The organism is Caulobacter sp. LARHSG274 (genome assembly GCF_052871235.1).
In genome coordinates this window covers 43,022-69,507 of sequence record NZ_JBIXJO010000009.1, presented here as the reverse complement: position 1 = coordinate 69,507, position 26,486 = coordinate 43,022, and the positions used below count along the sequence as shown (strand labels likewise).

Genomic DNA, 26,486 nt, shown 5'->3' with positions numbered 1-26,486 from the left:
GGCCCCGCTAGCGTCGCCTGAACAACGATAATGATCCGGGAGAGCGACCGATGCAGGGCTTGATGCAACACGGGGCCCTGACGGTCGACAAGATCATCGACCACGCCGCCCAGTGGCATGGCGGACGCGAGGTGGTCAGTCGCTCGGTCGAGGGACCGATCGTCCGCACCACCTACGCCGCGATCCGCGACCGGGCCAAGCGGGTGTCCAACGCCCTGCTGGCCCTGGGCGTCAAGCCGGGCGACCGGGTCGGCACCCTGGCCTGGAACACCGGCCGCCACATGGAGGCCTGGTACGGGATCATGGGCATCGGGGCGGTGTGCCACACCCTGAACCCGCGGCTGTTTCCCGAGCAGATCGCCTGGATCGCCCACCACGCCGGCGACCGGGTGATCTTCACCGACCTGACCTTCATGCCGATCCTCGCCGGCGTCCTGCAGCACCTGCCCGGCGTCGAGCACGTGGTGCTGTTCACCGATCGCGACCACATGCCGGCCGACTTCCGACCGGCCGGCGAGGCGCCGAACTTCAAGGGCCTGCTGTGCTTCGAGGACCTGGTCGAGCAGCATCACGCCGACTGCGCCTGGGGCGGCTTCGACGAGGGGACGGCCGCGGGGCTCTGCTACACCTCCGGCACGACGGGCGATCCCAAGGGGGTGCTGTATTCGCACCGCTCCAACATGCTGCACACCCTGATCACCCTGCAGCCGGACGTGATGGGCCTGTCGCAGCGCGACGTGATCCTGCCGGTGGTGCCGATGTTCCACGCCAACGCCTGGGGCGTGGCGTTCTCGGCCCCGAGCGCCGGGGCCAAGATGGTGATGCCGGGCTGCCGGATGGACGGGGCCTCGATCTACGAGCTGCTCGACAGCGAAGGCGTCACCTTCTCGGCCGCCGTGCCCACCGTCTGGCAGATGCTGTTGCAGCACCTGCGCGAGACCGGGCTGAAGCTGCCGCTCCTGAGAAAGGTGGTGATCGGCGGGGCGGCCTGTCCCGAGCACATCATCCGCGCCTTCCACGACGACTACGGCGTCGAGGTGGTCCATGCCTGGGGCATGACCGAGACCTCGCCGCTGGGCACCCTGTCGGTGATGACCGAGGATCTGGCCGCGCTGCCGTTCGAGCAGCAGATGCCCTACCGCCTCAAGCAGGGCCGGCCGCCGATGGGGGTCGAGCTGAAGCTGACCGACGACGCCGGCCAGCGTCTGCCGCACGACGGCAAGAGCTTCGGCAACCTGAAGATCCGCGGCCCGATCATCGCCTCGGAATATTTCCGCGGGGCCGGCGGCCGGATCCTCGACGACGAGGGCTTCTTCGACACCGGCGACGTGGCCACCATCGACGGCCACGGCTTCATGCAGATCACCGACCGGGCCAAGGACGTGGTCAAGTCGGGCGGCGAGTGGATCAGCACCATCGACATCGAGAACATCGCCCTGGGCCATCCCAAGGCGGCGATGACGGCGGTGATCGGCGTGCCCCACCCCAAGTGGGACGAGCGGCCGATCCTGCTGGTCAAGCTGAAGGACGGCGAGACCGCGACCAAGCAAGAGTTCCTCGACTTCCTGCACGGCAAGATCGCCAAGTGGTGGACGCCGGACGACGTGATCTTCGTCGACGAGATTCCGCTGGGGGCCACCGGCAAGGTCGACAAGAAGCTGATCCGTCAGCGCATGGCCGGCTATGTGCTGCCGACCGCCGAGGCCGCGCCGCCGGCCGCCGTTCCCCTGGCCGCCCCCTTGGCCGCCGCCGACGGCGCCCAGGCCGCGCGGCTCTATGCGCCGGAACCGGAGGAACCGCTGTCGGAGCCGCCGCCGCTGCTGGAGCCGCAGGTGACCGAGGCCCTGGCCGAGCCTGCGGCTGACGAGGCCTTTCCCCTGGACCCGCTGACCACGGCCCCCGCCGCCGAGCTGGCCCCTGTGCCTGAGGAGGCCTTCCATGCCGAGCCGGTGTTCGTGGCCGAGGCGCCGCCTGAGGCCGTGGCGGCGCTGCCGCGGGCCGACGGAAAGGACAAGCCCGCGGCCAAGGCCGGTTCAGGGGCATGGAAGAAGGTCCTGCTGGTCCTGGCGATCGTCATCGCCGTTCTGGGGGTCATGATCGCCACCAATGTCCTGGGCGGCGGCTAGGGAGGTCCGTCACCGCTGTCCGCCCGCGCAGCCGGCGTCACGGCGCCGGAACCTATCGCGGGGGTGATGAGGGGCGAGTGGTGGTTAAGGATGAGCCGCCCACCCTGTCGCGCCGGCGGGTAGGTTGACCCAAAAACCTCGGCGGATCCGCCGAATCCATGGAGGTCGCGTCTGGAATCCCGGCCTTTTTAACCCTAACGCCTTAAAGTTGCCCGCGGATTCACCATTGGTCCTCTTGGCCCGGCTCGTGCAGTGTGCAATGCAGCACGATGTTGCCGTGCAGCATTGAAACAGCTGTCACGCGGCCGCTGTACGTTAGACGCTAAGAACCAGACCGAGGAGTTTCCCATGGCCTACGAACACAACTACTTCGTACGACCCGTCTCCGGCGTCTGGCACGTCACCTGGAACGACGCGCCCGAGCTGATCGGCTCCTATCCCTGCCAGCCCGAAGCCGTCGCGGTCGCCGAGATACTGGCCAAGCACATGCGCACCCAGGGCAAGACCGCCAAGGTTCATGTTTCCGAGCCGGAAGCCCGCCGCGCCACCTGGGGCCGCAGCCTCGTCAACGCAGCCCAGGCGGCCGCCTAGGGTTCCGAAGCCCTCCTCCCTGCAAAGGGAAGGGGACCCAGCATCTGGCGCCGATGGTGGGGGGCGAGATCACCGCCCCGCCACGCTGAGCTTCACCGCCGTGGCGAAGTCGCGATCGCGCAGGATTTCCCGCGCCGCGTTGCGCCCGGGGTTGCCCGAGACCCCACCGCCCGGGTGACAGCCTGCACCGCACATATAGAGCCCCTTGATCGGCGCGCGGTGGCTGGCGTGGCCGAGCAGCGGCCGGGCCGCCCACAGCTGGTCCAGCGACATGTGGCCGTGCATGATGTCGCCGTGGGTCAGGCCGAACTTCCGCTCCAGATCCAGCGGGGACAGGATCATCCGGCCCAGGACCGAGGCCTTAAAGTTGGGCGCCCAGGCGTCGACCGTGTCGATGATCAGGTCGGCGGCCGCCTCGCGCTCCTGGTCCCAGGACCGGCCGTCCGGCAGGTCCCAGGCGAACTGCTGGCAGAACAGGCTGGCCACGTGCTGGCCGGGCGGGGCCAGGCTCTCGTCCAGGGTCGAGGGGATCAGGATTTCGACGATCGGCCGCTTGCTGATCCCGGTCGCCTTGGCGTCGCGATAGGCCGCGTCCATGTAGTCGAGGCTGGGAGAAAGAACGACGCCGCACTGGTGGTGCTCGGCCACGGCCTTGCCCGGCAGGCAGGTGAAGTCCGGGAGCTCCGACAGCGCCACGTTCATCCGGAAGGTGCCCGAGCCGTTCTTGTAGCCCTTGATCGCCTTCCTGAACGGCGCGGGCAGGGCCGAGGGGGCGACCAGCGACCCGTAGAGCAGGGCGGGGTTCAGGTTCGACGAGACGATCGGGGCCATGATCTGGCGGCCGTCGACCAGTTGCACCCCGACCGCCGCCTTGCCGCCGCCCTTGGCCGGCGGTCGGTCCTCGACATGCACCGCCTCGACCGGGGCGTTGAGCAGGATCTCCACGCCGCGGGCGTGGCAGGCCTTGGCCATGGCCTGGGTGATCGCCCCCATGCCGCCGACCGCGTGGCCCCAGGCGCCCTTCTTGCCGTTCACCTCGCCGAAGGTGTGGTGCAGCAGCACATAGGCCGAGCCGGGGGTGTCGGGACTGGCGAAGTTGCCGACCACGGCGTCGAAGCCGAAGCTGGCCTTGACCGCGTCGCTCTCGAACCAACCGTCCAGGAAGTCGCGGGCGCTCTTGGTGAACAGGTCCAGCAGGTCGCGCTTGCGTTCGAGCGACAGGCCCGCCAGCCGCGAGCCCTGGCGCAGGCCGCGCAACAGGCCCGGCAGGCCGTCGGTCAGGTTCGGCGGGGTCTCGCCGGCGAGATCCCGCAGCACGTCGCCGATCTCGTCGAGCATGGCGTAATAGCCCGGAAGGCGCTCGGCGTCCCGAGCCGAGAACTTGCGGAACTCCGCCTGCGTGCGCTCCAGTCCCCCGCCCAGCTTGAGGTAGGTCGCATCGTCGAGGGGCAGGAAGTTGGAGATCGGCCGCTCCAGGATCCGCAGGCCGTGGCCGTGCAGGTCCATGTCGGCGATGACCTTGGGACTGAGCAGGCTGACCGTGTAGCTGGCGACCGAGTTGCGGAAGCCGGGATGGAATTCCTCGGTCACCGCCGCCCCGCCGACCACGCCCCGCGCCTCGCAGACCGTGACCCTCAGGCCCGCCCCGGCCAGGTAAAAGGCGCAGACCAGGCCGTTGTGGCCGCCGCCGATGACGATCGCATCGCGGTGATGGGCGGCGGTCATGAGGTCTTCCCGGAGTAAGGCGGGAAGGTTGATACGCGAGCAGATAATAGACAATGGGGCGAGTGGGCTTGGGCCCGAACGCCATGGCGAAAACCGGCGACGGCGCCTATATCGGCGGTTGTCCTTCCCGCGCATCCCGGATTCTCGACATGGCCAAGCTGCAGTCCCTCGAAACCTTCAGCCTGCATGAGACCGAAAACGGCTACCGCCTGCTGGTCTCGGCCGTCGGCGGCGACGCCCTCTATGTCGAGATCACCCCGGCCCAGATGGACGACATCATCGAAAGCCTCGAAGCGGCCATGGGCGGCGAGGACGAGGAGGCCGCGGAGGACGACGACGAGGGATTCTGAGACCGGAAGAGGGCGCCCTATCCCTGAAATCCGTGTCGCCAGCCGGCCCTATCCATTCGCCAAGGCGTCGGCCATGCGTTGCAGGGCGTCCTGCAGCAAAGGCCGCGCGCAGCCGATATTCAGGCGAATGAATCCTTCGCCGCCCGGTCCGTAGACCCGGCCGCTGTACAGGTTGACCTTCGCTTCGTTCAGGAAGAACGCCTTCACGTCGCCGACCCGGTCGTCGACCGGCCTGGCGTCGATCCACACCAGGAACGAGGCGTCCGGCCGCATCGGACGCAGGCCCGGCAGGGACGCTGCGACGAACCCGGTCACGAGCTCAAGATTGCCGCGGAGATAGTCCGTGAGCGCGTCCAGCCAGGGCCCGCCCTCCCGATAGGCGACCTCGAGGCCCAGCCGGGAGAAGAAGTTCGGGTTGGTCATGAACGAGAAGCGCAGGGTGTCGAACAACTGGGCCCGCCACTGCGGATTGGCCACCGAGACGACGGCGCACTGCAGGCCGGCGAGGTTGAAGGTCTTGGTGGGGGCCAGGCAGATGAACGACCGCTGTCGCGCGCTCTCGCTGATCGAGGCGAACACGACGTGCGGCGCGGCGTTCAGCCGGATATCGCAGTGGATCTCGTCCGAAATCACGATGAGACCGTAGCGCTCGCAGATGGCGTTGAGCGCCGTCAGCTCCTCAAAAGTCCAGGCGTGGCCGGACGGATTGTGCGGATTGCACAGGATGAACGCCTTCGCCCCGGATCGCGCCAGCGCCTCGAAATTCTCCAGGTCGAGGCGGTAGCGGCCGTCCTCAAGCCGGAGCTGATTGACCAGTAGACGCCGCTGGTTGCCGCTGATGACTTCGAAATAGGGGGAATAGACCGGCGTCTGCACGATCACGCCGTCGCCGGGCTGGGTGAAGGTGCGAAGGATCGCTGCGACGCAGGGCATGACGCCTGGACCGGGCAGCAGGGTCTCCAGCTCGGGCGTCCAGCCATGGCGTTCCGCGAACCAGGCCTGCACGACCTCGAAATGGCCGGGATCGCGCAAGGTGTAGCCATAGACGCCGTGCTGGGCCGCGTCGACCATCCAGTCGATCACCGGCTGCGGGGCGCGAAAGTCCATGTCGGCGGTCCACAGCGACAGGATGCCCTCGCCCTCGATCGCCGGGGAGTACTCATCCCACTGGTTGGCCCACTTCGCCGACCCGTACGCCTTTCGGTCGTGGATGGCGTCGAACTCGGACGCGACGATGGTCATGCGAGGCTGTTCCTGAGGCGCGGTCTGACCGGGCGTCGATGAAGCCGACAGGTTCGGCGCCCAATCGCGTGGCGCCCGGTCCCGTCACCTTGTCCGCGCAGGCGGAGACGATTGCGGCCGCCCTCGAACCCTGGCTTCAACCGGCCATGGAAGCTCGCCGCCGCCTGCTGATCGTCAATCCCAACACCTCGACGCCGATCACCGAGACGATCGAGGCGCGGGTCCGCGCCCAGCTGGGGGACCGCTTCACCCTGCGAACCGTGACCGCGGCGTTCGGCTTTCGCTACATCGCCTCGCGCGCAGGGATCGCCGTGGCGGGACATGCGGTCCTGGACGCCGTGGCCAGGGCGCTTGCGGATAGCGACCGGCCCGATGCGATCCTGCTGGCCTGCTTCGGCGATCCGGGGTTCGATGCCGTTTCGGAAGTCTGCGACATCCCTGTGGTGGGTTTCGCCGAGGCGGGACTGCACGCCGTCGCGGCGTTGCCCGGGCCCTTCATCGCCGCCACCCGCGGCGAGGTCTGGCGCGAGGTCATACTGGAACTGGCGCAAAAGTTGGGGGTCGCGGGCCAACTGGCCGGCGTCGAAACGATCGATCACCTGCCCGACGATCCGACGCAGATCGCCGTGTTTCTGGAGACGCGGGCGCGGGAGGCCGGCGCCAGCCGGGTGCTGGTCGGCGGGGCCGGGCTGATCCCCAGGCTGGGCGCCATCGCCGCCGCCAGCCGCGTTCCGGTGCTGGACGCTCACCACGCGGCCATCGACAAGGTCGCCCGCTGCGCCGAGAGCGGGGAAAGGCCCGGCCGCCGCCATCCCGTTGCGGCGCAGGTCGCGGGCCTGTCCGGCGCGCTGGAGCAGTTGCTGGCCGGGAGCGGGCTTGCTTCGCCGGCCGCCGGCGACTGAGCGGCGATGGATCTCATGGATCCACCGGATCGGCCGCCGCGGGCGTCCAGGCGGACGGCTGTTTTGCGCGGAACCGGAAGTAGGCCCAGCTGCCGACGAACAGGGCGGCGACCAGCAGCAGGGCCGGTCGGCCCGCCGTTCGATCCATCAGGGCCGAGTAGATCATGCCGCCGGCCGCGACCAGGGTGACCAGCGGCACCAGCGGATGCAGCGGCGCCTTGAACGGTCCGTTGCTGCGGCCGGTCCGCCGCCCGACCAGGACCGCGGTGGCCAGCAACAGATATTCCGGGATGTTCTGCATCGCGGTGAAGATCAGCAGCGTCCGCTGTCCCGCCAGCATGAGGACGGCTGAGGCGAGACAAAGCACGAAGGTCGCGGCCATCGGGGCGTGCGAACCGGCATGGACATGGGCCAGCAGCCGGTTGACCGGTCCGGGCCAGATGCCGTCACGGCCCGTGGAATAGTAGAGCCGGCCAAAGCCCATGACCCCGACGACCAGGGCGTTGAAGATGGCGATCACCAGCACCGCGCTGATCACCGCGGTCAATTTCGGCCCCGCGACCAGGATCATGTAGGACACCACCGGAGTGTCGGAGCCCAGGATCCGCCCCAGGTCGGGCGCGCTCAGCACCACCAGGATCAGGGGCACGGCGATGATCAAAGCCGCCAGGACGCCGATCCAGGTGACCAGCGCTCCGATCCGGCGCGGCGCGTCGGTGAGCTCCTCGCCGAAATAGAGGGCCCAGTGGGCGCCCGAGCAGGTGAAGATGGCGGAGACCACGGCCAGGCCCAGCGTCGCGATCGGCAGCGGCTGGGCGACCGCGTGGTTCAGCCAGACCGGATGCGCCAGGGCGCTCAACAGCGACCGGGACGGATGGGCCAGGGCGATCGCCGTCAGCAGCGCCAGCGCCCCGACCTCCATCAGCAGGAAGACGCCGGTGATGACGGCGCCGGTGCGCACGCGCAGCACCGCCACGCCGCAGGCCAGGGTCAGGCAAGCCAGCGCCACCGGAAGCTGCGGCAGGCCCGGGAGCAGGACGCGCACATAGTCAGCGAAGCCCAGCAGGCCGAAGGCCATGACGGTCGGCGCCGCCACCATCATCATGGTGATGTAGGGAAAGGCCCAGAACGGTCCCAGAACGCCGACCAGGCTCGGATAGACGCCGCCGGCCCGGGGAAACGCCGCGCCGAGTTCGGCATAGAGATAGGCCGCCACCGCCGCGATCACGCCGCCGGCCATGACCGCCGCCACGGCCCCCGTGCCGGCCATGCGCAGCACGCCGTCCCCGTAAATGAACACCGACATCGCCGGCGACAGGGCGGAAAAGACCAGGAATACGATCTCCAGCGGCCCGAGCGTACGATGGAGCGTTTGAGGCGTCTGCACGGCTGGCTCGCTGGGCGGCTGGTGAAGGCCTCCCGTGACACGCCATGCCTGCGGCGCCCAAGCTAGACATTGGGATCCAGCCGACCGCGACCGGGTTTGTGCAGATTATAGGCGCCAATTCCCGCCCGATGCGGCCGGCATTGCGGAGCGAGGCGTCCCGCCGCCGGCGATCCGGGCCTAGCGTATCCATCACGTCGATTTCTACCTCATCCATCAGGCGAGTATGACGGCATTTGACACGCATGCCTTGAGAGGCCAGTCTTTCCGAAAATAGATTCGGGGGGATCCAAGTGATTTGGCGTTTTGCAGCAATATTCATGTCCGCTATGTTCCTGCAAGCATGCGCACCGGAGGTCTCACGCCTCGTCGTGCACGGAGACAGCACAGCGATCGCGTCGCGCATTCCATTGATAGAGAAGGTTTGGAACATTGCGCCTCGCCTGGATAAATCGCGATGGTTCAACATTATTTCAAGCCGTTCCGGGATGCGCGTCTACAACGACGGCGAACCTGGGCAGAGCATGGTGTCGATGCGTGATCGTCTGGCCAAGGATGTTGCCCATCGGCAAGTGACGACAATATTCTACGACCGGCGGAACACGGGCGAGCGTCCGGAGGACTATGTGAAAACCCTCGCCGGGGCGATAAGTTTGCTCTCTACTGATAAGTTCCTCATTGTTCCGCAGGTGCCGGATCCCAAAGATCGCACGTCGGAGGAATACTTTGCAATGTGCAGAATAGATAAGCTCGTCTCACAGCGGTGGCCGGCGAACACATTCAACGAAGTCGAACGCCGAGCCTTTGTGACCGCGCTGGACGAGCCGCGCACGCGTATCGACGGCCTGCATCGTAACGCCCTGGGGCAGAAAATCGAAGCCGAAGCGATCGGTCGTTGGCTGGCCCATAAACGCTGGTTGGACTCTGGCGGAGAAAGCGACGTTCGCTCCTGAAAGGAAGGTAGGAACACCCCCGCGTCCGTTGGGATCGGTTTGGGACGGGGTGTGTGTTCCTTCTCAGCCCGCCAGCGGCGCGCGCTGGGGATCGAAGCGGACGACCTCGCGCAGGGCGACCAGGGTCTGGAAACTGCGCACCTCGTGTTCGTCGCTCATCACCTCGCGGATGAAGGCGTCATAGGCGGCCATCGACGGCACGGCCAGGGTCAGCAGGAAGTCGGTGCGGCCGGTCACCTGCCAGGCCCCCAGCACCTCGGGCCGTCCGTGCAGCGCCTCGGCGAAGGCGGTCGCGGCCCGTTCGCGCTCCATCTCCACCAGCACATGCAGGGTGATCACCGCGCCCAGACGAGCGGGATCGACCACCGCGACATCGGCGACGATCACCCCCTCGGCCCGCAGCCGCCGCAACCGGCGCAGCACCGCCGATTCCGACAGGCCCACGGCCTGGGCCAGCAGCCGCGCCGGCTGCAGGGTGTCGCGCCGCACCAGGTCCAGCAGGTGGCGGTCGAACGCATCGAGCGTGACGGTTTCCGTCGCCAAGCGATCCTCCGTGACGAAAACAGTTTCCCGGGCGGTTGAAATCGCCGCCTCCCGTCGCATCCTTTTCGCTAGCTTGCGGCCATGTCCAGCGTTTCCGCGCCCGCCCGCGCCGCCCAGCTTCGCGCCCTGGCGCCCTATGCCGCCCTGCTGGGGGCGATCGTCTCGATGTGCGCGGGCACCTCCCTGGCCAAGGCGCTGTTTCCGCTGGTCGGGGCCCAGGGGGCGAGCGCCTACCGCGTCGGCTTCTCGGCCCTGGCGCTGTGCCTGGTCTGGCGACCTTGGCGAGCGCCGCCCGTCGGGCGCGACCTGGTGGCTGTGGTGGTCTATGGCGCCGTCATGGGGGCGATGAACCTGTGCTTCTACATGGCGCTGCGAACCATCCCCCTGGGGCTGGCGATCGCCATCGAGTTCAGCGGACCGCTGGGCCTGGCCCTGCTGCACGCCCGCCGGCCCAGCCACTTCGCCTGGATCGGCCTGGCGGTCGTGGGCCTGCTCCTGCTGCTGCCGCTCGGAAATCCCAGCCTCGACCTCGACCCCGCGGGCGTGGCCTTTGCGGCCACGGCGGCGGTGTTCTGGGCGCTGTACATCATGGCCGGACAGCGGACCGGCCACCTGCACGGCGGCCGGTCGGTGGCCCTGGGCATGACCACGGCGGCCCTGCTGGTCGCCCCCTTCGGGATCGTCGCGGCCGGGGCCCGCCTGCTCGACCCCGCCGCCCTGGGCCTGGGCCTGGTCGTGGCCCTGGTCTCCAGCGCCTTGCCCTATTCGTTGGAGATGGTCGCCCTGCGCGGCATCCCCAAGCGCAGCTTCGGGGTGATGGCTAGCCTGGAGCCGGCGGTCGGGGCCCTGGCGGGCCTGCTGTTCCTCGGCGAGCGCCTGGTCGGCCGCCAATGGCTGGCCATCGCCCTGGTGGTCGCCGCCTCGATCGGCGCAACCCTGTCGGACCAGGCCGGCCGGCGAGCGGAAGCGCCGCTGCATAATTGAGGGGCTTTTGCGGCGTTTTTTTCAGATGCGACGTCGTTCCCGCTCTGAAATGACGGGATTGACCGCTACCGACAATGTCCGCCGCCGGTGTCGGCAACGGACATGCCAATCATCAGTTCGGGTAGTTCTCAGACCGTATGTGTTCCGATCCGCCGACAGGTGGGGTCCCCCGCACCACCCAGTTGAACCGGAGCGGCTCACCACTCAACTAGGGTGTCGCCGGCGCCGCGTCTGGGGCGGGTGACTTGTCGCGCTTGGCGTAGTAGCCGCCGCAGATCCGTTGCGTCCCGAACGCATCGCGCCCAGTGTTGAAATGGGTCGGCGTCGCCTGGACCGCCACGACCGGCGCCTTGATGTCGGGCTGCTGCGTCTTCAGCCATTCCTCGAAGGCAGGACGCCATTCTCCCAACTGATCGGGCGGCGTCAGGGCCAGGCGCGACGAGTCGAACAGATAGTAGATGTCCGTGTTGCGTGCCTACGACGGAAACTGACCCGAACTCACGGCCTGGCCGAGTTCGACAAGGCTGTCGCGGGGATCATAGCGACCGATGAAGGTGACTTCGCCCGCCTTGACGTCGAAGGTCTGACTGTCGGCGTTATAGCAGACGCCCCAGTTCTTCACCGACATGCTCAGGAACGCGTAGGCGCCGGGCTTGGCCTTGGCCAGGTAGTAGGCGCGGGGGCCGCCGGTCTTTCCGACCTTGTTGAGCGAGGCCCATCCGCTGAAGGGCGTCGTCGTGAAGGCGTGCTCCTGCGGCGAGAAGGTTCCCATGTTCAGGGTGTAGCCGCCATTGGCGGCGACCATCGGCCCGCCCGGCTCGATCTCCAGAGCGATCAGGCCGTAGTTCGAACTTGCGTCGAGCTTGGGCGCGCCGGCCTGAGCGGCGCCCGATATCAGCAACGCCGCAGCGATTCCGAGAATATGCCGCAAAAGTCTCTCCCCATCCCAGCTACAACCCAGGATACGGATTTGTGAGGCGTCTTCAAGTCAAGCTTGGCGGGGGCGGGGCGGTGGTCCGCGCTGGCCCTCTACCCCGCCATCGCCTCGCGCTTTTCCTCCAGGGCCAGCCAGTCCTCCTCGGCCTGGGCCAGGTCGGCGCGAGCCTTGTCGAGGGCCTTCATGATCTTGGCGAAGCCGGTCGGATCCTTGGCGTAGAAGCCCGGGTCGGCCAGCTTGGCCTCGAGGTCGGCGATGATCTGCGGCGACGCGGCCACCAGGGCCTCGCACTCCTCAAGCCGGCGCTGGTCCTTGTAGGACAGCTTGACGGTCTTCCTCGGGGCCGGGGCGGGCGGCGGGGCGGCCTTGTTCGAGCCCGTGCCGGTGGCGAAGTCGTCGGCCGCCCCGCGCGCGCCTTTAAAGAAGTCCGGGCTCTGGTCGATCAGGTCGGTCCAGCCGCCGGGGGTCTCCAGCACCTTGCCGTGGCCGTTCATGGCGATGGTCGAGGTCGCCAGCCGGTCGATGAAGTCGCGGTCGTGGCTGACCAGGATGAGGGTTCCCTCGAAATCGGCCAGAACCTCTTCCAGCAGGTCGAGGGTGTCCATGTCCAAGTCGTTGGTCGGCTCGTCGAGCACCATCAGGTTGGTCGGGCTGGCCAGGGCCCGGGCCAGCAGCAGGCGGTTGCGCTCGCCGCCCGACAGGCTGGTGACCGGCTGGCGCAGCTGGGCCTCGGTGAACAGGAACTCCTTGGCGTAGCCGGCCACGTGCTTGGGAATGCCGCGGACCAGGATCGAGTCGCCGCCGCCGGGCGTGAGAAAGTCCCACAGCGTCATCTTCTCCGACAGCGCCATGCGGTTCTGGTCGACATAGGAGATTTCGAGATTGGTCCCCAGCTTGATGTCGCCGGCGTCGATCGGGATCTCGCCCAGCAGCATCCGCACCAGGGTGGTCTTGCCCGCGCCGTTGGGGCCGACCAGGGCCACGCGGTCGCCGCGCAGGATGCGGGTCGAGAAGTCCTCGACGATCACCCGCTCGCCGAACTTCTTGGTGACGTGCTTGGCCTCGACGACCCGCTTGCCCGACGTGCCCGAGCTCTCGACGGCCAGGGTCATGCTGCCGCGCTTGTCCGACTGCAGGGCCTTCTTCTGGCCGCGCAGCTCCATCAGGGCGCGGCGACGGCCCTCGTTGCGGGCCCGGCGGCCCTGGACGCCGCGGGCCAGCCAGGCGTTTTCCTTCTCCAGCTGCTTGTTGAGCCGGCGCTCCTCGTCGGCCTCGGCGGCCAGCACCTGCTCGCTCCAGATTTCGAACTCGGCGAAGCCCTTGTCCAGGCGGCGCACCTTGCGGTGCTCCAGCCAGAAGATGCGCTGGGTGACGCGGTTGAGGAAGGCGCGGTCGTGGCTGACGATCAGGGCCGCGCACTTGGAGGCCGCCAGCTCCTCCTCCAGGGTCTGGATGGCGAAGATGTCCAGGTGGTTGGTCGGCTCGTCCAGCAGCAGCACGTCCGGCTGCTCGGCGAAGGCCCGGGCCAGGGCGGCGCGGCGGCGTTCGCCGCCCGACAGGCCTTGGGTGCTCTTGGCGTAGTCGAGGCCGAAGTCGGCCAGGGTGGCGTGGGCTTCGTAGTCCTCGGCCCCGCCGGCCGTGCAGTAGTCGAGCAGGGTCTCGCCGGCGATGTCCGGCTCCTGGCTGACATAGACGATCTTGGCTCCCGGCTGGGCGGCGCGCTCGCCGCTGTCGGGCTCGGCCCCCTGGGCGGCGAGGATCTTCAGCAGGGTCGACTTGCCCGCCCCGTTGCGGCCGACCAGGCAGGCGCGGACCCGCGGCTCCAGGGCCAGGTCGACGCCGTCGAACAGCGGCTTGGCGCCGTCGGCCAGACGGACGTCCTTGAGGGCCAGGACGGGGGCGCGAGTCGGGGAAGCCATGATCGGGAGCGTCTACTGTCGGCGAGAAGGGAGGAGATGGGGGCCTATAGCAGGCGCGGCCAGGGGACGGGGTAAAATCTCCGCCCGCGGCCGTTCGCCGCCCCTATTCGCTCCACCAGTCGTGGAAGCCCTGGGTGGCCAGGGCGCCGATCGTGAAGGCGAAGCGCACTTCCTCGGCGGTGCGGGGCAGGTGGCCGAGCATGTTCTGCACCACCCAGGCCCCGACCGTATAGGGCAGGGCGTCCTGCTCCTGGCCCAGGGCCGCCATCAGCGAGGAATAGCCGCCATAGGTGCGGTCGAAGAATTGGCCGCATTCCTTGGAGGTTTCGAGGGCCGTGGCGTTCCAGCGCTCGAATTCCCGCGTCACCACGCTGGTCAGCCGCCGCTCGCGATCGCCGCCGACCCGCAGGTTCATCAGATAGGTCGAGGAAATGAACACGATGGCGATCGTGACGAAGTAGATCCAGTCGGCGTGGAACTCCCGATGCTCGGCGTCGTCGGCGCCCTCGAACTCCGCAAGCTCGAAGTTCTCGAAGAATTCGCTCTGCTCGCAATCGGTGGCGATGGCGTTGGCCATCGCCACCAGATTTCTCGCCCTATAGTATAGTGGGTCTATCGGATAGATTTGGCCCAAGGCTATTCGCCTGTCAGGAGAGTTTGCGAGGTCCTGATTTTGTGGCTTTAAAGACTTGTTGTCTATAACGCCGCATTATTAATAGATTTGATCGGTGAAGCGGTGGCCGCGCACGAGCCAAGAAAAAGGGGCCGTCCCTGCGGGCGGCCCCTTCTCACCTCATCGGGATCGCACCGTTGATCCCGTACGCGAGATCCTAGTACTTCACGCGGACGCCGACCCGGAAGTAGCGGCCGACGATGCCCGACTGCGAATAGGTCGGGTTCCAGTTCACGCCGGCGTAGTTGGCCGGGTTGAACATCGGGCCGGTGTCGAACAGGTTCATCACGTCGGCATAGACCGTGGCCTTGTCGGTGACGTCATAGGCGCCGGTCAGGTCGACGGTCGTGAACGACTTGATGCGGCAGTTGAAGCCAGGGTCGCCATAGAGGCAGACGCTGTCGTAGCTGTCGTCGATTTCGCGCATGCCGCTGACATAGCTCATCACGCCCGTCACGTGGATCGGACCGCGCTCGAAGGTGTTGGTCCACGACAGGCGGTTCTTCGGGGTGCCGGCGCCGGACGACAGCACGTAGGGCGCTTCCTTGCCGACATAGTTATACGTCGTGCCGTCCTGAGTGTACTTGAAGTCGAACAGGGTCGTGGCGTCGAGGTTGCTGGTCCACTTCACGTCGGCCGGCAGGTCGAACCTGGCCTGGACGTTCAGGTCCAGGCCGCTGGTCACCAGCGAGTCGGCGTTGATGTAGGGCGAGGCCACCGACAGCACGCGGGGCAGGGCGCCCGGATGCTGCGGATCGGCCGCGTCGGCGGTGACGATGTAGCCGGCCGGAATGGCTTCGCCGGCATAGTAGGCGGCGAGGGCCGTGCCGGCGCTGGCCTGGGCGATCACGTCCTTCTTTTTGATATGGTAGTAGTCCAGCGAGACGCTGAAGGTGCGGGTCGGGGCCCAGACCGCGCCGAAGGTGTAGCTGGTCGACTTTTCCGGATCCAGGTCCGGGTTGGCCGTGGTGATCAGCGAGAGCGAATAGGCCTTGGTGTACTCGTTGTTGCCGTGGGCCGCGAGGAAGGCCGCATACTTGTCGGGGTCGAACGAGAAGGTCGTGAAGCCCTGGCTGGCCGAGTTGCCGGCTTCTGAAAAGCTCGGGGCGCGGAAGCCCTTCGAGATCGTGCCGCGCAGGGCGATCGTTTTGACCGGGGTGAACTTGACGCCGATCTTCGGCGAGAAGTTGCCGCCGAAGTCCGAATAGTGGTCGTAGCGGCCCGAGACGTTGACCTCGATCTGCTCGGTGATCGGCATCCCCAGTTCGGCGAAGGCCGAGGCGACGGTGCGGTTGCCCTCGGTGCGGGCGTTGCCCAGGCCCTGGGCGTCGTTGACCGGGTTCAGGGCCGGATCGTTGGTCGCCTCGTAGCGGAACTCGCCGCCCAGGCCCAGCTGGGCGTCGCCGCCCGGCAGGCTGAAGACCGGACGCGAGGCCTGGACGTTGATCGAGTCCAGGTCGGTGGTTGAGGTCTTGGCCAGGTCAGGCGACAGGGCCTTGCGGACGGCGGCGCTGTTCTGCGACGGGTCGATGAAGTTGTAGGCGCCCGTCTGGATGTCGCTCATCAGCTGCTTGTAGCTGAGGAAGCCGGTCTGCACGCTTTCCAGCGAGCCGTGGGCGATCACCAGGTTGGCCTGGTAATCCCAGTCCATGGCCGAGCCCTTCACCCCGCCGACCATGCGCAGCATGCGGTTGTTGTAGCGGGCCGAGGCCGGCAGGTCGCTGAAGCGGTACTTGATCAGGGCGTAGTCGCCGTCGGCCGCGAACGGATTGTTCGGGTTCAGCCTGCGGCCGACCGCGGTCGTATCGGTGGCGCAGTTGACGCCGGTGTCGCAGATCCAGACCGGCAGGACCAGGTTGGACAGGTTGTTGGGCGTGCTCGACGAGACGGTCACCGGCGTGCCGCGGACCGAGGTCTTGCTCTGGACGAAGCTGCCGCTCAGATAGGCTTCCAGATTGTCGTTCGGCTTGATCGTGAAGCGGCCATAGACCGCCGCGCGCGACTGCTTGGGCTGGATGTCGCCGAAATCGGCGACGTTCTGGGCGCAGTAGGAGCCGATCGACTGGTTGAACACCTCGTCGGTGCGCTCGTCGATGGTCAGGGGAGCGTCCGCGCCGCAGGCGCGCAGCGGTTGCCACTGGTTGGGATGGTCCAGATAGGTCCGCGCGACGCCGGTGGTCAGGTCGCCGGGCGTGGTCAGGCCCGCCCGCAGGACGTTGCCATAGAAGGTGCTGCCGCCGGCCTGCGGATTGTTGTTCTGGCCGCCCGGAATCGAGCTGAGGTCGTTGGTGTTGTAGGGAAAGCCGCGCTGGTTGCCGCGGATGGCCTTGTCCAGCTGGTATTCCAGGTCGAGGTACAGGTTGTACTTGTCGGTATCGAGGTCGCCGTAGCCGATCTCGCCGTTGAAGCGGTACTGGTTGCCGCCGCCGTGCTCGCTGTCGCCGTACGACACGTCGGCGCCCATGCCCTGGTAGTTCGACTTCATGATGATGTTGACCACGCCGCCGATGGCGTCGGCGCCGTACAGCGACGAGGCGCCGTCCTTCAGGGTCTCGATCCGCTCGACCGCATTGAACGGGATCGAGTTGAGGTCGACGAAAGCCTTCTGGCCGTCGTCGGCCAGCGGATAGTTGGCGTTGCGCAGGCCGTCGATCATCACCAGGGTCGAGTTGACCGACAGGCCGCGCAGCGACACGCCGGTCGAGCCGGCGGCGAAGCCGTTGCCGAAGGCGGCGGGGATCGAGCCGGAGTTGTCGGCCGAAAGGCTGCGGATGGCGTCGGCGATTGTGGTGATGCCCTGAGCCTTCAGTTGTTCGGTGGTTTGCACCGTGATCGGCGAGGGGGTCTCGGTGTTGGTCCGGCGCAGCAGCGAGCCGGTGACGACCACGGCCTCGACTTCATTGTTCTCGGGCGCCGTCTGGGCGGGCTGAGCCGCCTGGGTCGAGGCGGTCTGGGCGTTGGCGGTCCAGCCCGCAAGAGTGGCGACCCCCACGATCATCGTCGTGGCCAGCAGCCGCCCGCGTATCATCTGAGTTTTCATGTCCGGTCCCTCCGAGCGCGCAGGACACGGTCGAACGACGCGTCAGGTCCGCGGCTCTGTCAGCTTCAGGTTTCCCGAGGACCTCGGGGCCCCGGTTACCGTCGGGATAGGAGTCCGTGGCGGCGGCAGTCAATCGCCACAACTTGACTGTAAAGATTTCACACCGGACCTGTCACACTTAAGCAACGCCGTGGCTCGATTGGGGCGAGACTAAGGCAAAATGACATCCGGCCTGCAATGTTGGACGGAATATCGGCGTTCATGTGGCGAGATGTGGTGATCATGTCGCCGTTCGCGAAGCATCGAAACTCATATGGTCAAGCTTACAAGAATCATTACTTGTCTGTAATTATAGAGCTCCAGCGTCGATCTGCTCTCCGCTGTCGCCTTCCGCTTCTCCCTTGCGGAGAGTCATCGGCCAGGAGGGGGGCCGTCTGCGCCGCTGGAAGGTGGCGTGGACCATGGCGGGAAGGTGTTTTCCTCTAAACCGCGTCGTCCTCTTCGTCGTCGTCCTCGTCGGCGCCGAACACCTCGTCGATCGCTTCGATGATCTCCTCCAGATCGTCGAGCGTGACCCGCAGTTTCAGGGTCTTTTCGTCGTCGCCGGTGACGGTGAGAAAGATGCCGTCGGCGGTCTCTTCGAGAATGAATTCGTCCAGGTTGGCGATCGCGGTCATCGGAGGCTCCTCGCCTTGGGCCAAGCGGTCGGGGCGGGGCTTGGTTCCCGCCTCAGGTCCTGGCTTTCAACGGATAGATAGTCTCGCCGTGCGCCAGCATCGTGACGAACTTTTCGATCCGCGCGGCGCGGGTCTTTTCGGTCTTGGCGTCGTTCACGCGGTACAGCACGGCGAAGCGGTTGGTCGCGTCCAGCCGTTCGAACAGCGCCTTGGCGGCGGGCGAGGCGTCCAGCGCCCGGGCCAGGTCGTCGGGGACCTGGGCCCGGCTCTGCGGCGCATAGGCGGCGTCCCAGCGCCCGTCGGCCCGGGCGGCCTCGACCTGGGCCAGCCCGGCGGGGGCCATGCGGCCGGCCTCGATCAGCTTCAGGGCCGTGGCGCGGTTGATCGCCGACCATTTGCTCCGGGCCTTGCGCGGCGTGAAGCGGATCAGCCAGAAGCGGTCGTCGTACTTGTCGAGCTGGCCGTCGATCCAGCCGTGGACCAGGGCCCCTTCGATGGCCTGGGCCTTGGAGACGCTGGCGACGCCAGCCCCCTGCTTGGCCAGCTTCAGCCACAGGCCCGGACTGTCCGCCGGCTGGGCGGCCAGGAAGGCCTCCCAGTCGGCGGCGGTGGCGAAGGCCAGGATCGGCAGGCCGGACTTGGCTTCGCTCATCGGGTCTCGTCGTCAGGCGGGTTCGCCCACCTTATAGCGCTCGGCCGAGCGGTTGCGCGAGAGGTTCGGCAGCAGCTTGAGCCGCGCGGCGTCATAGGCGGCGAAGTCGGCCGGGTCGGGCAGGGACGGGATGGTGACCACTTCGCCCTGGTCGAAGCCGGCGATGGCCGCGTCCACCAGGTCGTCGACCTCCATCAGCGTGCTGGGATCGAGCACCTCAGCCCCGCCGCTGCCCGAGCGGTCCCAGATCTCGGTGCGGGTCGCGCCCGGCAGCACGGCCTGGACGTGGATGTTCGGGCTCAGCTGCAGGCGCAGGGTCTGGGTGAAGAAGGTGACATAGGCCTTGGTCGCGCCATAGACCGCCATCTGGAACTCCGGAACCAGGCCGACCACCGAGGAGAGGTTGACGATCGCGCCGCGGTCGCGGGCTGCGAAGGCCTTGGCAGCGGCGTGGGCCAGGCGGGTCACCGAGACGACGTTGAGCTGGATCATGCTCTCGACCCGCTCCAGGTCCTGCTCGACGAAGGCGCCGGCCAGGGCGACGCCGGCGTTGTTGATCAGGATGTCGATGCTGGCGTCGTCGCGCAGACGGGCCTCGACCCGGGCCAGGTCGGCCTTGTCGGTCAGGTCGGCGGTGAGGATGTCGACCTTGACGCCGGTGGCGGCCTTCAGCTTGGCGGCCAGGGCCTCGAGGCGAGCAGTGTCGCGGGCGACCAGCACCAGGTCGTGGCCGCGGCGGGCCAGGCGGTCGGCATAGGTCGCGCCGATGCCGGTGGAGGCGCCGGTGATCAGGGCCGCGCCGGGAAGGTTGTGCTTGCTCATGGTTTTCAGTCCTTGCTGGCGGGCCCCGTGGTCCGTCGTGGAGCTGAAATGGGATGTCACTTTCAAAGTGCAAGTGACCAGCTTCCGATTTGCTAGCTGCTCCCCTATATCAAGGGCATGACCCGTCGCGCCTTCGATCCCGGACAATGCCCCGTCGGCCGCACGCTGGAGCGGGTGGGCGACGTCTGGAGCCTGATGATCCTGCGCGACGCCTTCCAGGGCCTGACCCGGTTCGACCAGTTCGAGCAGAGCCTGGGCGTGGCGCCCAACATCCTCAGCAAGCGCCTGGCGGCCCTGGTCGAAGCCAGGTTTCTGGAGCGGCGGCCCTACCAGCAGCGGCCGGTGCGCCACGAATACGTGCTGACCGAAGTGGGTCGTGATTTCGTCCCGGTGCTGATGGCGCTGATGGCGTTCGGCAACCGGCACTACGCGGCTGAAGGGATCGCCAGTCAGATGGTCGAAGCCGCCACGGGCCTGCCGGCCGAGCCCATGCTGGTGGATCGCCGCACCGGCAAGCCGATGGATGGCCCGGACTTCGTCTATGCCGCCGGCCCGGCGGCGGAGGAGGCGACGCGGGCCCGCGTCGCCTTGATCTCAAGCCGGCGGGCCGGGGACTAGCGGGCGCCAGCGCCCCGACCCGCCCAGTGGGCCCGCCCTCGGATCAGCGCCAGGCGCCGGCCGCGGCCTCGACCTGGGCCGGAACATCGTCGCCATCGGTGGTGACCGACAGATCGCTCCAGGCGTCGAGTTCGGCTCGCAGGCTGGCGATCTTGCCGCTGATCATCGCCACGGCGTCCGATCCGGCGGCGAAGCGCAGCGGCGGGTCGGCGCGGTTGGCCAGATCGACCAGCACGCGGCCCAGCTTGGCCGGGTCGCCCGCCTGGGCATGGTTGCGGGCGTCCCAGAAGGCCTTCATCTGGGCCGAGACCTCGGCGTAGTCCTCGATCTGGCGCGAGCCGTAGCGGACCGAGTTTTCGTCGAGGAAATCGGTGCGGAAGAAACCGGGCTCGACGATGGTCACGTGGATCCCGAACGGCGCGACCTCCCTGGCGATCGACTCCGAGAAGCCCTCGACGGCGAACTTGGTGGCGCAGTAAAGCGACCCGCTTTCGCCGCCCACCAGGCCGCCCACCGACGAGATGTTGAAGATCCGGCCGAAGCGCTGGCCGCGCATGGCGGGCAGGACGGCGCGGGTGACGTTGTAGAGGCCGAAGACGTTGGTGTCGTACTGGGCCCGGGCCTCGGCGTCGGTCGTCTCCTCGAACAGGCCCAGATTGCCGTAGCCGGCGTTGTTGACCAGCACGTCGATGCGCCCGAAGCGAGCCAGGGCCGCCTCCACGGCGGCCTGGGCGTCAGCCTCGCGGGTGACGTCGAGCGAGAGCGACAACAGGGCGTCGCCGTCGGGGCCGAACGTGGCTTCCAGCGCCTCGCGGCGGCGGCCGGTGACCACGACGCGGTCGCCGGCAGCGAGGGCCGCCTTGGCAATTTCGGCGCCGAGGCCGCGGGCCGCGCCGGTGACGAACCAGATCTTGCTCATGGAAATCTCCTTGTTGGTGGAGACATTGAAGGCCCCGGGAGCCTCGGTGGGTTAGGGCGTTGCTCGCAGCGTCTTGCACAATCCGATCAATCCGGGCGCCGCGCGCTTGATGCCGGCCGCCGGCTCGAGGCATGTGGCGCCATGGATCCGTTGATCGAAATCCGCGCGCTGCTCGATCGCCACGCGCGCGAGGGAGCCTGGCCGGCGCCGGTGCCGGGCCTGACGCTGTTCCTGACCAGCGCCCCGACCGAACCCATGCCGGTCGTCTATCAGCCCCTGCTGTGTCTGATCGTGACCGGCGCTAAGCACACGGTGCTTGGTGATCGGATCTTCCGCTATGACGCGGGCAAGTTCCTGACCGTGTCGGTCGATCTACCGGTCAGCGGCCAGGTCGTCGAGGGACCCTATGCGGCGCTGAGCGTCGCCCTCGATCCGGCCAAGATCGCCAGGCTGATCCTCGAGGCGCCCGCACTGGCGGCTCCGGTCGCATCGACGGCCCTGCAGGTGAACGAGGCCGGGCCCGAGCTGCTGGACGCGATCCTGCGGCTGTTGCGCTTGCTGGATCGGCCCGCCGACATCCCTGTGCTGGCGCCGATGCTGGAGCGGGAAGTCCTGTGGCGGCTGCTTCAGGGGCCCAGCGGCGCGATGGTGCGGCAGATCGGCTTGGCTGAGAGCCGCCTGTCGCAGGTGAACCGCGCGATCCAGTGGCTGCAGGCCAACTTCGCCGCCCCAATGCAGGTGGAAGACCTGGCGCGGCTGGCGGGAATGAGCCCGGCCTCGTTCCACCGCCACTTCAAGGCGGTCACGGCCATGAGCCCGCTGCAATACCAGAAGCAGTTGCGGCTGCAGGCCGCCCGCACGCTGTTGCTGAGCCAGCCAGGCGACGTGGCGGGGGCGGGGTTCAGCGTCGGCTACGACAGCGCCAGCCAGTTCAGCCGCGAATACGCCCGCCTATTCGGCGCGCCGCCGGGCCGCGACGCCGCCCGTCTGCGCGCGTCGCCGCAGGGATTGGTGATGGTTTAGAGCGTGTTGCTCCAAACTTTTCTCCGCTCATCCCGGCATTCGCCGGGATGAGCGGATCTAAAACTGGCGATTCAGGCGAGACCAGTCTTCAGTCGACGCAGATCGCCGCCGTCGCCTTGCCGTCCACGATCCGGGCATAGCAGCCGAACTGGACATTGGTCTTCTGGCACTGGCCGGTTGTGGCGCCCTGGGCTTGCAGATTGCCCTCGGCGATGCAGGCGCCCTGGCAGTCGGCCTTGTCCGAGCAGGTCTTGCCGGCGTCGGCGAACGGCACGACGCAGGTGGGGCGCTGGAGGCGGCCGACCGGCTGCAGCGTTCCGCCGCGCGTGGCGCAGGTGGCGGCTTCGCTCTGGGCGGAGGGGGCGGGGGCTGGCGCCGTGGGCGCGCAGGCCGCCAGCAGCGACAGGGCAAGACTCGCCGCGGCGAGGATCGCGTTCGTACGCATGCCGAGGATCCCTACGCCGCCGCGCCCATGAAGCCCGGCAGCCAGGCCTCATGGGCCGCGCGCAGGGTCTCAAGCGGCACGCTGAACAGGCCCAGCGAGGCGAAGGCGTCGCCGCCCGCCACCCCGGCCAGGTTGGCGTGGACGCCGGCCTCCTTGGCCGCGGCCAGCACGGCGTCGGGATCGGGCGTGGCGACCAGGTAGCGGGCCTGGTCCTCGCCGAACAGATAGGGGTGGGCGTGGGCGTGGCTGTTGGCGTTGAGGGTGATCCCCACCTTCGACGCCAGGGCGACGTCGGCCGCGGCGATCAGCAGGCCGCCGTCCGACAGGTCGTGCAGGCCGGCGACTAGGCCGGTCGGGATCAGGCCGCGCACGAAGTCGCCGTTCTTGCGTTCGGCGGCCAAGTCGACCGGCGGCGGGGCGCCGTCCTCGCGGCCAAGGATCTCGCGCAGATAGATCGAGGCCCCCAGTTCGCCGTGGGTCTCGCCGATCACCACCAGCGAGTCGCCCTCGGCCACGTTGCCGAAGCCCATGCGCAGATCGTAGTCGGTGATCAGGCCGACGGCCCCGACCGTCGGGGTCGGCGGAATGGCGACGCCGTTGGTCTCGTTGTAGAGGCTGACATTGCCGCTGACGACAGGGAAATCCAGGGCCCGGCAGGCCTCGGCCATGCCGTCGGTGGCGCGGACGATCTGGCCCATGGTTTCCGGCTTTTCGGGATTGCCGAAGTTGAGGTTGTCGGTGATGGCGATCGGCGTCGCGCCGGCGGCCGTCAGGTTGCGCCAGGCCTCGGCGACGGCCTGCTTGCCGCCCTCGTAGGGATCGTTCTGGACGTAGCGCGGGGTGACGTCGCTGGTCACGGCGATCGCCTTGCCCTTGCCGTGGATGCGCACGATGCCGGCGTCGCAGCCGGTGGCGCTGTCTTCCAGGGTGTCGGCCATGACGTGGCGGTCGTACTGCTCCCACAGCCAGCGCTTGGAGGCCATGTCCGGGCAGCCGACCGCCTTCAGCACCGCGGCGTTCCAATCGGCCGGGCCGGGGATCTTGCCCGGGTCGAGGCGCGGCTGCAGGGCCGGTTGCACCCACGGGCGGTCATAGAGCGGGGCGTCGTCGAACAGCGGGGCCAGGGGTACGTCGCAGACCACCTCGCCATGGTGCCTGAGCACCAGGCGGCCGGTGTCGGTGGTGACGCCGATGATCGCCGCGTCCAGGCCCCATTTCTCGAAGATGGCGTGGCCGTCGCGCTCGCGGCCGGGCTTGAGCACCGCCAGCATCCGCTCCTGGCTTTCCGATAGCATCATCTCGTAGGCGCTCATGCCCTCTTCGCGCTGGGGCACGGCGTCCATGTTCAGCTCGATGCCGACCCCGCCCTTGCCGGCCATCTCGACCGACGAAGAAGTCAGGCCGGCCGCGCCCATGTCCTGGATGGCGGCGACGGCGCCGGTGGCCATCAGCTCCAGGGTGGCCTCGATCAGCAGCTTCTCGGCGAAGGGGTCGCCGACCTGGACGGTGGGACGCTTCTCGTCGCTGACCTCGTCGAACTCGGCGCTGGCCATGGTCGCGCCATGGATGCCGTCGCGGCCGGTCTTGGAGCCGAAATAGACCACGGTCAGGCCGGGGCCAGGGGCGGCCGAGTAGAAGATCTTGTCGGCGTCGGCCAGGCCAACGCACATGGCGTTGACCAGGATGTTGCCGTTGTAGCCCTTGTGGAAGTTGGTCTCGCCGGCGACCGTGGGCACGCCCACGCAGTTGCCGTAGCCGGCGATGCCGGCGACCACGCCGTCGACCAGCCGCTTGGTCTTGGGATGGTCGGGCTCGCCGAAGCGCAGGGCGTTGAGCAGGGCGATCGGCCGCGCGCCCATGGTGAAGACGTCGCGCATGATGCCGCCCACGCCGGTCGCCGCCCCCTGGTAGGGCTCGATATAGGAGGGGTGGTTGTGGCTCTCCATCTTGAAGATGATGGCGTCGCCGTCATCGATGTCGATGACGCCGGCGTTCTCGCCCGGGCCGCAGATCACCCGCGGGCCGGTGATCGGGAACTTCTTCAGCTGGTTCTTCGACGACTTGTACGAGCAGTGCTCGGACCACATCACCGAGAACACCCCCAGCTCGACCAGGTTGGGCTCGCGGCCCAGGCGGTCGAGCACGACGGCGTACTCCTGCGCGTTGAGGCCAAATTCGCGGGCCGTATCGGCCATGGACTTGGCGGGGGACGTCGTGGGGGCGGGCGAGGTGCTCATGGGCGGGCGTTCTAGCGCGCGTCGGGGGATTCCGCTATATTCTAGAAACGGGATTGGAGTTCTAGAATGGGCCTCAGCATCAAGCGGGCGGAGACGGAGCAGTTGGCGCGGCAGGTCGCCGGAGCCACAGGGCTGAGCCTGACCGACGCCATTCACAACGCCCTGTCCGAGAAGCTCCGGGCGCTTGGCCTGAAGCCGGAGACGCCGTCCCAGCGCAAGGCCGACATCCAGGCGTGGTTGCGTGAACTGGACGCCCGACCCAGGCTGTCCAACAAGACGCTCGCCGAGATCGAGGCGGAAATCTACGACGAGCAAGGCATGTTGCGGTGATCGTCGTCGATACGTCGGCCCTGATGGCTGTCGTCCTTCGCGAAAGCGATCGCGACGTCTTCCTGGACTTCATGATCGCCGAGCCGCGCAAGCTGATGTCCGCGGCGACGGTCGTCGAAGCCGCCCAGGTTTATGCGACCGCCTTCGGCCCTGAGGTCGCGGCCGAAAAGCTCTACGAAGATCTCGACATGCTTCGGATCGAAATCATCAACTTCACCGACGAGCATGCGCGTCTCGCCGTCGAGGCGGCCATGCGGTTCGGCCGGGGCCGGCATCGCGCCAAGCTGAACTTTGGTGACTGCTTCTCGTACGCCTTGGCCAAGGTTTCCGGCCTTCCGCTGCTCTTCAAGGGCAATGACTTCACCCACACAGACATCGAAAGTGCGCTGGCATGATCTCCCGCCGCCATCTGCTGGCGCTCGCCGCCGCCCTGCCGCTGACCGCCGCGGCGGCCGCGCCCGTTCGGGTGCGGATGGTCACCGACCTGGGGCCGATCGTCATCGAACTCTATCCGGACAAGGCGCCGGTCACCGTGGCCAACTTCCTGGCCTATGCCGACCGGCATCTGCTGGACGGCGGGACCTTCTACCGGACGGTCAGTCCGAAGAACGACAACAACCCCGCGACCATCAGCGTCATCCAGGGCGGGCTGAACCGCGACGACAGCCCGTTGCCGGCCATCGCCCACGAGACCACGGCGGTCACGGGCATCCGCCACACCGACGGGGTGATCTCGATGGCGCGCGGCGCGCCGGGCACGGCGGGGTCGGAGTTCTTCATCTGCCTGGGCGACAACCCGGCCCTCGACTTCGGCGGGATCCGCAACAAGGACGGCCAGGGCTTCGCGGCCTTCGGCAAGGTGGTCGAGGGCATGGACGTGGTCCGCGCCATCCACGACGCCCCCACCGTCAGCAAGGCCGACGATCCTTACATGAAGGGCCAGATCATCGAAAAGCCCGTGAAGATCCAAAAGCTTAGCCGGGATTAAGGCGGGCCGGTTGGGAACGGCGCGCGAGGCTCGCCCGTTGATTGGCTGGTGCGCGAAACGCGATCGCTGAAGACCTTCGCTCCGTCTTCAAGCGAAAGGGCCGGGGAGAAATCTCCGGCCCTTTTTCGTGAAGATCCGCCTTGGCCGGAACGGTCGGGCCCCCCACGGAGGATCGTTCCGGGCCGCTTGGCGGGGATCCAGCCGACTCGATACTCGGCGTCGGCGAGATAAAAGTTCGTTAAATCAACGGCTTGAAATTATCTCAGCCTTTTTGGGCCGCGGCGCCCGCTGCTCCCGTATCTTTGTGTCATGGCCGGAAGAAGCGAAGCGGGCCCGACGGGTTCTTCTGAGACGCTTCGCCCAGCCCATCCCACGACATCGCTCCTGATCCGTTCTCATTCCCGAG

The 26,486-nt window shown here is 67.7% G+C and carries 24 protein-coding genes and 1 pseudogene; 11 read left to right on the top strand and 14 right to left on the bottom strand.

Translation table 11 applies throughout. From position 1 onward, the window contains the following. Nucleotides 1–50: 50 nt before the first annotated feature. Together ACIPQB_RS15800 and ACIPQB_RS15795 are read left to right on the top strand one after the other, a co-directional pair. A pseudogene (locus tag ACIPQB_RS15800) lies at nucleotides 51–2,024 on the top strand (long-chain-fatty-acid--CoA ligase); the annotation flags it as partial. Between the two features lie 450 nt (nucleotides 2,025–2,474). After that, the gene (locus tag ACIPQB_RS15795) at nucleotides 2,475–2,717 is read left to right on the top strand and encodes a hypothetical protein (protein ID WP_446486206.1); all 243 of its coding nucleotides are present in this window, start codon (nucleotides 2,475–2,477) and stop codon (nucleotides 2,715–2,717) included. Nucleotides 2,718–2,786: 69 nt separating this feature from the next. On the opposite strand, the gene ACIPQB_RS15790 is transcribed toward ACIPQB_RS15795, so the two are convergent. Further along, nucleotides 2,787–4,442 carry a phytoene desaturase family protein gene (locus ACIPQB_RS15790; RefSeq protein WP_446486205.1) on the bottom strand — a complete coding sequence of 552 codons (1,656 nt, stop codon included), beginning with the start codon at nucleotides 4,440–4,442 and terminating at the stop codon, nucleotides 2,787–2,789. Between the two features lie 149 nt (nucleotides 4,443–4,591). On the opposite strand from ACIPQB_RS15790, the gene ACIPQB_RS15785 reads away from it, so the two are divergent. Beyond that, complete coding sequence (locus ACIPQB_RS15785; protein ID WP_446486204.1) at nucleotides 4,592–4,792, top strand: hypothetical protein; 201 nt, start codon at nucleotides 4,592–4,594, stop codon at nucleotides 4,790–4,792. 48 nt (nucleotides 4,793–4,840) lie between these two features. Here the strand turns inward: ACIPQB_RS15785 and ACIPQB_RS15780 are convergent, their stop codons facing one another. After that, nucleotides 4,841–6,034, bottom strand: a complete 1,194-nt coding sequence (locus tag ACIPQB_RS15780; protein WP_446486203.1) for a MalY/PatB family protein — start codon at nucleotides 6,032–6,034, stop codon at nucleotides 4,841–4,843. Nucleotides 6,035–6,180: 146 nt separating this feature from the next. Here ACIPQB_RS15780 and ACIPQB_RS15775 point away from each other — a divergent pair, with 146 nt between their 5' ends. Further along, nucleotides 6,181–6,936 carry an aspartate/glutamate racemase family protein gene (locus ACIPQB_RS15775; protein ID WP_446486202.1) on the top strand — a complete coding sequence of 252 codons (756 nt, stop codon included), beginning with the start codon at nucleotides 6,181–6,183 and terminating at the stop codon, nucleotides 6,934–6,936. Between the two features lie 13 nt (nucleotides 6,937–6,949). Here ACIPQB_RS15775 and ACIPQB_RS15770 read toward each other — a convergent pair whose 3' ends face one another. Further along, a complete protein-coding gene (locus tag ACIPQB_RS15770) occupies nucleotides 6,950–8,323 on the bottom strand; it encodes an APC family permease (RefSeq protein WP_446486201.1) in 1,374 nt (457 codons plus the stop codon). Nucleotides 8,324–8,640: 317 nt separating this feature from the next. Between ACIPQB_RS15770 and ACIPQB_RS15765 the strand changes: the two genes are divergently transcribed. Then, nucleotides 8,641–9,273 (top strand): hypothetical protein, encoded by a 633-nt coding sequence (locus ACIPQB_RS15765; RefSeq protein ID WP_446486200.1) that lies wholly within the window; start codon nucleotides 8,641–8,643, stop codon nucleotides 9,271–9,273. A gap of 63 nt (nucleotides 9,274–9,336) precedes the next feature. Here ACIPQB_RS15765 and ACIPQB_RS15760 read toward each other — a convergent pair whose 3' ends face one another. Further along, nucleotides 9,337–9,816: an Lrp/AsnC family transcriptional regulator gene (locus tag ACIPQB_RS15760; RefSeq protein ID WP_446486199.1), complete on the bottom strand. Its 480-nt coding sequence runs from the start codon at nucleotides 9,814–9,816 to the stop codon at nucleotides 9,337–9,339. Between the two features lie 81 nt (nucleotides 9,817–9,897). Between ACIPQB_RS15760 and ACIPQB_RS15755 the strand changes: the two genes are divergently transcribed. After that, nucleotides 9,898–10,800, top strand: a complete 903-nt coding sequence (locus ACIPQB_RS15755) for an EamA family transporter (protein WP_446486198.1) — start codon at nucleotides 9,898–9,900, stop codon at nucleotides 10,798–10,800. 475 nt (nucleotides 10,801–11,275) lie between these two features. Here the strand turns inward: ACIPQB_RS15755 and ACIPQB_RS15750 are convergent, their stop codons facing one another. The 7 genes from ACIPQB_RS15750 to ACIPQB_RS15720 form a co-directional block, all read right to left on the bottom strand. Then, nucleotides 11,276–11,701 carry a hypothetical protein gene (locus ACIPQB_RS15750; protein WP_446486197.1) on the bottom strand — a complete coding sequence of 142 codons (426 nt, stop codon included), beginning with the start codon at nucleotides 11,699–11,701 and terminating at the stop codon, nucleotides 11,276–11,278. Between the two features lie 128 nt (nucleotides 11,702–11,829). Continuing rightward, nucleotides 11,830–13,656 carry an ABC-F family ATP-binding cassette domain-containing protein gene (locus ACIPQB_RS15745; protein WP_446486196.1) on the bottom strand — a complete coding sequence of 609 codons (1,827 nt, stop codon included), beginning with the start codon at nucleotides 13,654–13,656 and terminating at the stop codon, nucleotides 11,830–11,832. A 103-nt stretch (nucleotides 13,657–13,759) separates the two neighbouring features. Beyond that, nucleotides 13,760–14,239, bottom strand: coding sequence for a hypothetical protein (locus ACIPQB_RS15740; protein ID WP_446486195.1), 480 nt, complete (start codon nucleotides 14,237–14,239; stop codon nucleotides 13,760–13,762). A 247-nt stretch (nucleotides 14,240–14,486) separates the two neighbouring features. Next, entirely contained in the window at nucleotides 14,487–17,369 is a 2,883-nt protein-coding gene (locus ACIPQB_RS15735; protein ID WP_446486194.1) for a TonB-dependent receptor, read from the bottom strand. Between the two features lie 482 nt (nucleotides 17,370–17,851). Continuing rightward, the gene (locus ACIPQB_RS15730) at nucleotides 17,852–18,046 is read right to left on the bottom strand and encodes a hypothetical protein (protein WP_446486193.1); all 195 of its coding nucleotides are present in this window, start codon (nucleotides 18,044–18,046) and stop codon (nucleotides 17,852–17,854) included. A gap of 52 nt (nucleotides 18,047–18,098) precedes the next feature. Next, nucleotides 18,099–18,698, bottom strand: a complete 600-nt coding sequence (locus tag ACIPQB_RS15725; RefSeq protein WP_446486192.1) for a YdeI/OmpD-associated family protein — start codon at nucleotides 18,696–18,698, stop codon at nucleotides 18,099–18,101. A 12-nt stretch (nucleotides 18,699–18,710) separates the two neighbouring features. Beyond that, nucleotides 18,711–19,520: an SDR family NAD(P)-dependent oxidoreductase gene (locus ACIPQB_RS15720; RefSeq protein WP_446486191.1), complete on the bottom strand. Its 810-nt coding sequence runs from the start codon at nucleotides 19,518–19,520 to the stop codon at nucleotides 18,711–18,713. Nucleotides 19,521–19,637: 117 nt separating this feature from the next. On the opposite strand from ACIPQB_RS15720, the gene ACIPQB_RS15715 reads away from it, so the two are divergent. Beyond that, nucleotides 19,638–20,138, top strand: a complete 501-nt coding sequence (locus ACIPQB_RS15715; RefSeq protein WP_446486190.1) for a winged helix-turn-helix transcriptional regulator — start codon at nucleotides 19,638–19,640, stop codon at nucleotides 20,136–20,138. Between the two features lie 43 nt (nucleotides 20,139–20,181). Here the strand turns inward: ACIPQB_RS15715 and ACIPQB_RS15710 are convergent, their stop codons facing one another. Continuing rightward, nucleotides 20,182–21,057 (bottom strand): oxidoreductase, encoded by an 876-nt coding sequence (locus ACIPQB_RS15710; RefSeq protein ID WP_446486189.1) that lies wholly within the window; start codon nucleotides 21,055–21,057, stop codon nucleotides 20,182–20,184. Between the two features lie 141 nt (nucleotides 21,058–21,198). Here ACIPQB_RS15710 and ACIPQB_RS15705 point away from each other — a divergent pair, with 141 nt between their 5' ends. Further along, nucleotides 21,199–22,080, top strand: a complete 882-nt coding sequence (locus ACIPQB_RS15705; RefSeq protein ID WP_446486188.1) for an AraC family transcriptional regulator N-terminal domain-containing protein — start codon at nucleotides 21,199–21,201, stop codon at nucleotides 22,078–22,080. A gap of 88 nt (nucleotides 22,081–22,168) precedes the next feature. On the opposite strand, the gene ACIPQB_RS15700 is transcribed toward ACIPQB_RS15705, so the two are convergent. Next, nucleotides 22,169–22,525: a hypothetical protein gene (locus ACIPQB_RS15700; RefSeq protein ID WP_446486187.1), complete on the bottom strand. Its 357-nt coding sequence runs from the start codon at nucleotides 22,523–22,525 to the stop codon at nucleotides 22,169–22,171. 11 nt (nucleotides 22,526–22,536) lie between these two features. After that, the gene (gene purL / locus ACIPQB_RS15695; protein WP_446486186.1) at nucleotides 22,537–24,762 is read right to left on the bottom strand and encodes a phosphoribosylformylglycinamidine synthase subunit PurL; all 2,226 of its coding nucleotides are present in this window, start codon (nucleotides 24,760–24,762) and stop codon (nucleotides 22,537–22,539) included. Between the two features lie 66 nt (nucleotides 24,763–24,828). Here purL and ACIPQB_RS15690 point away from each other — a divergent pair, with 66 nt between their 5' ends. Genes ACIPQB_RS15690 through ACIPQB_RS15680 form a run of 3 tightly spaced genes read left to right on the top strand, consistent with a single transcriptional unit; the run spans nucleotide 24,829 to nucleotide 26,080 of the window. Beyond that, complete coding sequence (locus ACIPQB_RS15690) at nucleotides 24,829–25,092, top strand: type II toxin-antitoxin system VapB family antitoxin (RefSeq protein WP_446486185.1); 264 nt, start codon at nucleotides 24,829–24,831, stop codon at nucleotides 25,090–25,092. Continuing rightward, complete coding sequence (locus ACIPQB_RS15685; protein ID WP_446486184.1) at nucleotides 25,089–25,487, top strand: type II toxin-antitoxin system VapC family toxin; 399 nt, start codon at nucleotides 25,089–25,091, stop codon at nucleotides 25,485–25,487. The genes ACIPQB_RS15690 and ACIPQB_RS15685 overlap by 4 nt, the downstream gene beginning before the upstream one ends. After that, a complete protein-coding gene (locus tag ACIPQB_RS15680; RefSeq protein WP_446486183.1) occupies nucleotides 25,484–26,080 on the top strand; it encodes a peptidylprolyl isomerase in 597 nt (198 codons plus the stop codon). Before ACIPQB_RS15685 ends, ACIPQB_RS15680 begins: the two co-directional genes overlap by 4 nt. Nucleotides 26,081–26,486 lie beyond the last annotated feature (406 nt).

Excerpts from the sequence above, each read along its gene's own strand:
- ACIPQB_RS15690 (WP_446486185.1), top strand. The coding sequence starts at position 24,829 with ATGGGCCTCAGCATCAAGCGGGCGGAGACGGAGCAGTTGGCGCGGCAG.
- ACIPQB_RS15720 (WP_446486191.1), bottom strand. The coding sequence starts at position 19,520 with ATGAGCAAGCACAACCTTCCCGGCGCGGCCCTGATCACCGGCGCCTCC.
- ACIPQB_RS15710 (WP_446486189.1), bottom strand. The coding sequence starts at position 21,057 with ATGAGCAAGATCTGGTTCGTCACCGGCGCGGCCCGCGGCCTCGGCGCC.
- ACIPQB_RS15755 (WP_446486198.1), top strand. The coding sequence starts at position 9,898 with ATGTCCAGCGTTTCCGCGCCCGCCCGCGCCGCCCAGCTTCGCGCCCTG.
- ACIPQB_RS15765 (WP_446486200.1), top strand. The coding sequence starts at position 8,641 with ATGTCCGCTATGTTCCTGCAAGCATGCGCACCGGAGGTCTCACGCCTC.
- ACIPQB_RS15735 (WP_446486194.1), bottom strand. The coding sequence starts at position 17,369 with ATGAAAACTCAGATGATACGCGGGCGGCTGCTGGCCACGACGATGATC.
- ACIPQB_RS15730 (WP_446486193.1), bottom strand. The coding sequence starts at position 18,046 with ATGACCGCGATCGCCAACCTGGACGAATTCATTCTCGAAGAGACCGCC.
- ACIPQB_RS15790 (WP_446486205.1), bottom strand. The coding sequence starts at position 4,442 with ATGACCGCCGCCCATCACCGCGATGCGATCGTCATCGGCGGCGGCCAC.
- ACIPQB_RS15680 (WP_446486183.1), top strand. The coding sequence starts at position 25,484 with ATGATCTCCCGCCGCCATCTGCTGGCGCTCGCCGCCGCCCTGCCGCTG.
- ACIPQB_RS15700 (WP_446486187.1), bottom strand. The coding sequence starts at position 22,525 with ATGCGTACGAACGCGATCCTCGCCGCGGCGAGTCTTGCCCTGTCGCTG.
- purL (WP_446486186.1), bottom strand. The coding sequence starts at position 24,762 with ATGAGCACCTCGCCCGCCCCCACGACGTCCCCCGCCAAGTCCATGGCC.
- ACIPQB_RS15795 (WP_446486206.1), top strand. The coding sequence starts at position 2,475 with ATGGCCTACGAACACAACTACTTCGTACGACCCGTCTCCGGCGTCTGG.
- ACIPQB_RS15745 (WP_446486196.1), bottom strand. The coding sequence starts at position 13,656 with ATGGCTTCCCCGACTCGCGCCCCCGTCCTGGCCCTCAAGGACGTCCGT.
- ACIPQB_RS15715 (WP_446486190.1), top strand. The coding sequence starts at position 19,638 with ATGACCCGTCGCGCCTTCGATCCCGGACAATGCCCCGTCGGCCGCACG.
- ACIPQB_RS15785 (WP_446486204.1), top strand. The coding sequence starts at position 4,592 with ATGGCCAAGCTGCAGTCCCTCGAAACCTTCAGCCTGCATGAGACCGAA.
- ACIPQB_RS15775 (WP_446486202.1), top strand. The coding sequence starts at position 6,181 with ATGGAAGCTCGCCGCCGCCTGCTGATCGTCAATCCCAACACCTCGACG.
- ACIPQB_RS15705 (WP_446486188.1), top strand. The coding sequence starts at position 21,199 with ATGGATCCGTTGATCGAAATCCGCGCGCTGCTCGATCGCCACGCGCGC.
- ACIPQB_RS15780 (WP_446486203.1), bottom strand. The coding sequence starts at position 6,034 with ATGACCATCGTCGCGTCCGAGTTCGACGCCATCCACGACCGAAAGGCG.
- ACIPQB_RS15725 (WP_446486192.1), bottom strand. The coding sequence starts at position 18,698 with ATGAGCGAAGCCAAGTCCGGCCTGCCGATCCTGGCCTTCGCCACCGCC.